The sequence below is a fragment of the Rhodopseudomonas sp. BR0C11 genome, from assembly GCF_010820945.1.
In the GTDB taxonomy this organism is placed as follows: domain Bacteria; phylum Pseudomonadota; class Alphaproteobacteria; order Rhizobiales; family Xanthobacteraceae; genus Rhodopseudomonas; species Rhodopseudomonas palustris_H.
This window is the reverse complement of record NZ_QTKI01000859.1, coordinates 1-433: the sequence shown is the minus strand read 5'-3', so window position 1 is coordinate 433 and position 433 is coordinate 1. Positions and strand designations below refer to the sequence as shown.

Below are 433 nucleotides of genomic sequence, written 5' to 3'. Positions count from 1 at the left end.
GTCGACCACACCGCCAAGCTCGGTGCCAAGGTGATCACCCTGCCCGAATACGCGTTCAGTGCGCAGTACATCCTGACGCCCGCGGAAGCGGCTGCGGCCGCCGATCAGGCGGCGGCGAACCTTGCCGCGGTGGCAAAGATCAGCGCGCGCTACGGCTGCCTGATCGCCGCGCCGATCGTCGAGCGTGCCGCTGCGGGGCTCTATGTGACCACCGTGCTGATCGGCCCGGACGGCAAGGAGATCGGCCGCTATCGCAAGACGCATCTCACCGCCGAGGAGCGCAAATGGGCCGTCGCCGGCTTCGACTATCCGGTGTTCGACACGCCGTTCGGCCGCATCGGCGTGATGTCGGGCTATGACGCGGTGTTTCCGGAAACCTCGCGCTGCCTCGCGATCGGCCCGGCCGACATCATCCTGTGGCCGCCTGCCCTGC

The 433-nt window shown here is 68.4% G+C and carries 1 protein-coding gene; it reads left to right on the top strand.

Going from position 1 to position 433, the window contains the following annotated elements:
- Positions 1-433 (top strand): carbon-nitrogen hydrolase family protein (locus DYI24_RS27815; RefSeq protein ID WP_164574583.1); only part of this gene is annotated, 433 nt, incomplete at both ends.